This is a genomic window from Streptomyces sp. SID9727 (genome assembly GCF_010550605.1).
In the GTDB taxonomy this organism is placed as follows: Bacteria; Actinomycetota; Actinomycetes; order Streptomycetales; family Streptomycetaceae; genus Streptomyces.
Genome location: NZ_JAAGNI010000196.1, coordinates 1 through 5,004 on the forward strand (window position 1 = coordinate 1; position 5,004 = coordinate 5,004).

4 protein-coding genes and 1 pseudogene are annotated in these 5,004 nt (G+C 72.3%); 2 read left to right on the forward strand and 3 right to left on the reverse strand.

Translation table 11 applies throughout. The annotated features are described in order from the left end of the window. A pseudogene (locus G3I41_RS13360) lies at positions 1 to 563 on the reverse strand (PucR family transcriptional regulator); the annotation flags it as partial. Positions 564 to 751: 188 nt separating this feature from the next. On the opposite strand from G3I41_RS13360, the gene G3I41_RS13365 reads away from it, so the two are divergent. Both G3I41_RS13365 and pruA read left to right on the forward strand, forming a co-directional pair. Beyond that, positions 752 to 1,678: a proline dehydrogenase family protein gene (locus G3I41_RS13365; protein WP_164400433.1), complete on the forward strand. Its 927-nt coding sequence runs from the start codon at positions 752 to 754 to the stop codon at positions 1,676 to 1,678. A gap of 49 nt (positions 1,679 to 1,727) precedes the next feature. Continuing rightward, positions 1,728 to 3,359 carry an L-glutamate gamma-semialdehyde dehydrogenase gene (gene pruA, locus G3I41_RS13370; RefSeq protein WP_164400434.1) on the forward strand — a complete coding sequence of 544 codons (1,632 nt, stop codon included), beginning with the start codon at positions 1,728 to 1,730 and terminating at the stop codon, positions 3,357 to 3,359. A gap of 89 nt (positions 3,360 to 3,448) precedes the next feature. Here the strand turns inward: pruA and G3I41_RS13375 are convergent, their stop codons facing one another. Next, positions 3,449 to 4,636 (reverse strand): lysophospholipid acyltransferase family protein, encoded by a 1,188-nt coding sequence (locus tag G3I41_RS13375; protein ID WP_343242114.1) that lies wholly within the window; start codon positions 4,634 to 4,636, stop codon positions 3,449 to 3,451. A 20-nt stretch (positions 4,637 to 4,656) separates the two neighbouring features. Beyond that, the coding region (locus tag G3I41_RS13380) for a phosphatidate cytidylyltransferase (RefSeq protein WP_164400436.1) at positions 4,657 to 5,004 on the reverse strand (348 nt) is incomplete at its 5' end.

Sequence of the window (5,004 nt, forward strand, 5' to 3'; positions counted from 1 at the left end):
TCCGGCCACGGGGTCACGCACACCACGGTGTGCAGCCCGTCCGCGTCGGGGCCCAGGGCTGCGGCCAGCGCGGCCACCGCCATGTCCCGCTGCCAGCCGCGCCCGGCGGCCAGCACCGCGCCGAACTCCCGGGACAGGTCGGTGCCCGCCCGCTCCTCGTCGGCCAGCAGCGCGCCGATCCGGGCGGCGACGTCCATCGCCGCGTCGAGCTGGCGGTCGGTCGGCCCGGGGTCGGCGTCGAGCAGCCACACGTAACCGAGCACGACACCCCGATGGCGTACCGGCAGGCAGATGCGGTCGCGGAAGACGCCCGCCTCGGGGGCGGCCGGGATGCGCAGGGGGCCGGTGGCGCGGGTGATGCCGAAGTTCTCGAACCAGGCGCGGACCGCCGGGGTGGAGCGGCGGGTGAGGATCGACCGGGTGCGGACCGGATCCATCGTTGTGGTGTCTTCGCTGTCGTGGGCCCCGAAGGCGACCAGGCCGAAATCGCGGTTCTCCAGCGTCGCGGGTACGCCGAGCAGCGCGGAGATCTCGTCCACCAGCTCCTGGTAATCGCCCTTCACCCGGCCATTCTCGCACCCCTTCAGACATATGTCTGAGATCCAGTCCACGGATGTGTGGCAGCTGTCGATGGCACGGAAACGGCGCGATCCTTAGATTTCACGGTGGTTCTCCGTGCTGTACCGCTTATGTTCGTTACACGGCATATACGGCGGTGTGGCTTCGTTCGTACTTCCCGTGGAGGTGCCCCGTGCTGGGTCCCGTGATTCTCGCCGCGTCGCGAAGCGACAAGATGCGCCGGTTCATCTCGGCCGCGCCCGGCACCAAGCAGGTCGTGGACCGCTTCATCGCCGGTGAGACGGTCGACCAGGTCGTCCCCGTCATCGAGGACGCCGCCGACAAGGGCCTGGAAGTCACCCTCGACGTCGTCGGCGAGGACATCACCACCCCCGAGCAGGCCGCCGCCGCGCGCGACGCCTACCTGGAGCTCGTCGAGCGCCTCAAGGACCTCGGCCTGGGCACCAGGGCGGAGATGTCCGTCAAGCTCTCGATGTTCGGCCAGTCCCTGGACGGCGGCCACGAACTGGCCCTCGCCAATGTGCGCCCGGTCGTGGAGGCCGCCGCCGCGATCGGCACCACGGTCACCCTGGACGCCGAGGACCACACCACCCTCGACTCGATGTTCGCCATCCACGAGGAGCTGCGGAAGGACTTCCCGCAGACCGGCTGCGTCATCCAGGCGTACCTCTTCCGCACCGAGGAGGACGCCCGCCGCCTCGCCGACGCCGGCAGCCGCGTGCGCATCGTGAAGGGCGCCTACAAGGAGCCCGCCTCCGTCGCGTACCAGGACAAGGCCGAGATCGACAAGGCGTACGTCCGCATCCTGAAGACCCTGATGCAGGGCGAGGGCTACCCGATGATCGGGTCCCACGACCCCCGCCTCATCGCCATCGCCCAGGAACTGGGCCGCAAGGCCGGCCGCAAACTGGACGAGTACGAGTTCCAGATGCTGTACGGCATCCGCAGCGACGAGCACATCCGGCTCGCCGCCGAGGGCCACCGCATGCGTGTCTACACCGCGTACGGCACCGACTGGTACGGGTACTTCATGCGCCGCCTCGCCGAGAAGCCGGCCAACCTGCTGTTCTTCGGCCGCTCCATCCTCACCAAGGGCTGAGCAACCCCCTCCACCCTCCCCACGACTGACTGAAGGAGCATCGGAACCCATGGACGCTGTGACCCAGGTCCCCGCGCCGGTCAACGAGCCGGTCCACTCCTACGCCCCGGGCTCCCCGGAGCGCGCCCGCCTGGAGGCCAAGCTCAAGGAGCTCAGCCAGAACCCCATCGACCTGCCGATGACCATCGGCGGCGAGAAGCGGATGGGTGGCGGCGAGCGCGTCGACGTCGTGCAGCCCCACAACCACAAGGCCGTCATCGGCACCTTCGCCGGCGCCACCGAGCAGGACGCCCAGGACGCGATCGACGCCGCCCTGGCCGCCGCCCCGGCCTGGCGCGCGATGTCCTTCGACGACCGCGCCGCGATCATCCTGCGCGCCGCCGAGCTGCTGTCCGGCCCGTGGCGCGAGACGCTGGCCGCCTCCACCATGCTCGGCCAGGGCAAGACCGCCCAGCAGGCCGAGATCGACTGCCCCTGCGAGCTGGTCGACTTCTGGCGCTTCAACGTGCACTACGCGCGCCAGATCCTCGCCGAGCAGCCCCCGGCCAACTCTCCGGGCGTGTGGAACCGCATGGACCACCGCCCGCTGGAGGGCTTCGTCTACGCGATCACGCCGTTCAACTTCTCGGCCATCGCCGCCAACCTGCCGACCGCGCCCGCCCTCATGGGCAACGTCGTCGTGTGGAAGCCGTCCCCGACGCAGACCCACGCCGCCGTGCTGCTCATGCAGCTGCTGGAGGAGGCCGGTCTGCCCAAGGGCGTCATCAACCTGGTGACCGGTGACGGCATCGCCGTCTCCGAGGTGGCCCTGAACCACCGCGACCTGGCCGGCATCCACTTCACCGGCTCCACCCCGACCTTCCAGCACCTGTGGAAGACCGTCGGCAACAACATCGCCAACTACCGCACCTATCCGCGGCTCGTCGGCGAGACCGGTGGCAAGGACTTCGTCGTCGCCCACCCGTCGGCCGACCCGGCCGTCCTGAAGACCGCGCTGACCCGTGGCGCCTTCGAGTACCAGGGCCAGAAGTGCTCGGCCACCTCGCGCGCCTACATCCCGGCCTCCATCTGGAACTCGGGCTTCAAGGAGGCGTTCGCGGCCGAGGTCGACTCCATCACCATGGGCGACGTCACCGACCTCTCGCACTTCATGGGCGCCGTCATCGACGACCGCTCCTTCGCGAAGAACAAGGCAGCGATCGACCGTGCCGCCGCCGACCCGGCGTGCACGATCGTCGCGGGCGGCAGCTACGACGACTCGGTGGGCTACTTCGTCCGCCCGACCGTCATCGAGTGCACCGACCCCGAGAACGAGGTCTTCACGACCGAGTACTTCGGCCCGATCCTCGCCGTGCACGTCTACGAGGACGACCAGTACGACGCGATGCTGGAGCAGATGGAGTCGGTCTCCGACTACGCCCTGACCGGTTCCGTCATCGCGAACGACCGCGCGGCGGCCGCGTACACGATGGAGAAGCTGCGCTACGCCGCGGGCAACTTCTACATCAACGACAAGTCGACCGGTGCCGTCGTCGGCCAGCAGCCCTTCGGCGGCGGCCGCGCCTCGGGTACGAACGACAAGGCCGGTGCCCCCCAGAACCTCCAGCGCTGGACCCTCACCCGGGCCATCAAGGAGACCCTGGTCCCGCCGACCGAGTACACCTACCCCCACCAGGGCTGACGCCCTCCGGGGCGCCCCCGGTGCCCCGCCCCGGCTCCCGCCCCCCGTCCGGTTCCCCTGCCGGACGGGGGGCGGTTTCCACACCGGGGTCAGCTCCACCCGCGCACGATCAGCGCCAGCCCCACCGCGAAGCCGCCGCCGAGCAGCACCAGGTAGGGCCCGTACAGGCGGCGGTGGCGGCGCAGCAGCAGCCCGAGGGCGCCGAAGGCGAGCCCCACCGTCAGCGTCCGCGAGCCCCGCGCCGCCGCCGAAGCGGCCACCCAGTCCGCCGCGGGCACCGTAGCCCGGCCCGCCTCCGCCCCGTACACCTTGAACGGGATGCCGTTCCACGGCTGGTGGCGGACGGCCGACGCGCCCTCCACCGCCAGCTCCGCGCGGACCTCCGCCCGCATCCGGTCCGTGGTCAGCGGGGCCGGCAGATCCGCGCCCCCCGCCGCCAGGTGCAGCGCGAGCAGCCCGCCCACCAGGCTCCCGGCCAGCGCGCCCAGCGACATCCTCAGGGCCGCGCGCGGCACCGCCACGCAGACCGCGGCGAGCAGCAGCTCCGGCATCAGCGGCCAGCTCAGCGCCTCCGCGAACGCCCAGCAGAAGGCCAGCGGCAGCCCCGCGCGGGACGTCACGACCGAGGCCACCCGCCTGCGCACCGCCGAGTCCCGCAGGGGTTCGGCCGCCGTGCGGGCGTGCAGTCCGCGCACCGCGTCCCGGGCCGCCTCGGGGGTGGCCCCGGAGGACAGCGGCTCCCCGATCGTCACCCGGACCAGGGACGAGCGCAGCCGGCCGTGCTTGGGCAGCAGCCGGTCCGTGCCCGCGATGCCCACCGGCACCACCGGCACGCCCGCCGCCTCGGCCAGGACCAGCGCGCCCCTGTGGAAGGAGCCGAGGGTGCCGTCCTCGGCGCGGGTGCCCTCCGGGAAGAGCACGACCGCCCGGCCCTCGCGCAGCTCGCCGGTCATCGAGAGCAGGTCTGCCATCCCGCCGCCCGCCCGGCGCACCGGGAAGCCGGCCGCCAGCCTGCGGCAGATCCGGCGCCGCCAGGGTGACGCGAACCAGTAGTCCGCCGCCGCGCCGATCGCCGGGCTGTGCCGGGCGTCCAGCGCGGCCAGGAGCGCCGCCGTGTCCGCGTGCGAGGTGTGGTTGGCGACGACCACGCAGCCGCCGCGCGGCAGCCGGCCGCGCCGCTCGATGCCGCCGGTGAGGCTGAGGACGCCCCACCACAGGCCTCGTCGCAGGGCCGAGGAGACCCGGGAGCGGACCGGGAGGACGCCGGAGGTGCGCACAAGCGTGCTTCCCCGAGGCTTCACGACATCACCATCGCCAGGAGAAGGGCCACCAGCAGGGAGTCGATCCGGTCGAGCAGGCCGCCGAAGCCCGGCAGCCAGCTGCCCGCGTCCTTCACCCCGGACTCGCGCTTGACCATGGACTCGACCAGATCGCCGAGCACACAGCCGCCGACGACCGCCGCCCACAGCAGCGGGCTGAACGCGCCGAGCACCGCCAGCAGCGCCCCGGTCGCGACGGCCGCGCCCAGCACCCCCGCCCACGTCTTGTTCGGGGAGAGCGGCGACAGCGGCCGGGCCAGCGGACCGCGCCGCCCCAGCGCCGTACCGCCGCACCAGGCGCCGACGTCGCCGAGCGCCACCGCCAG

What these genes read in the sequence shown, in the direction of transcription:
- pruA (WP_164400434.1), top strand. Translation starts at nt 1,728, where the DNA reads ATGGACGCTGTGACCCAGGTCCCCGCGCCGGTCAACGAGCCGGTCCAC.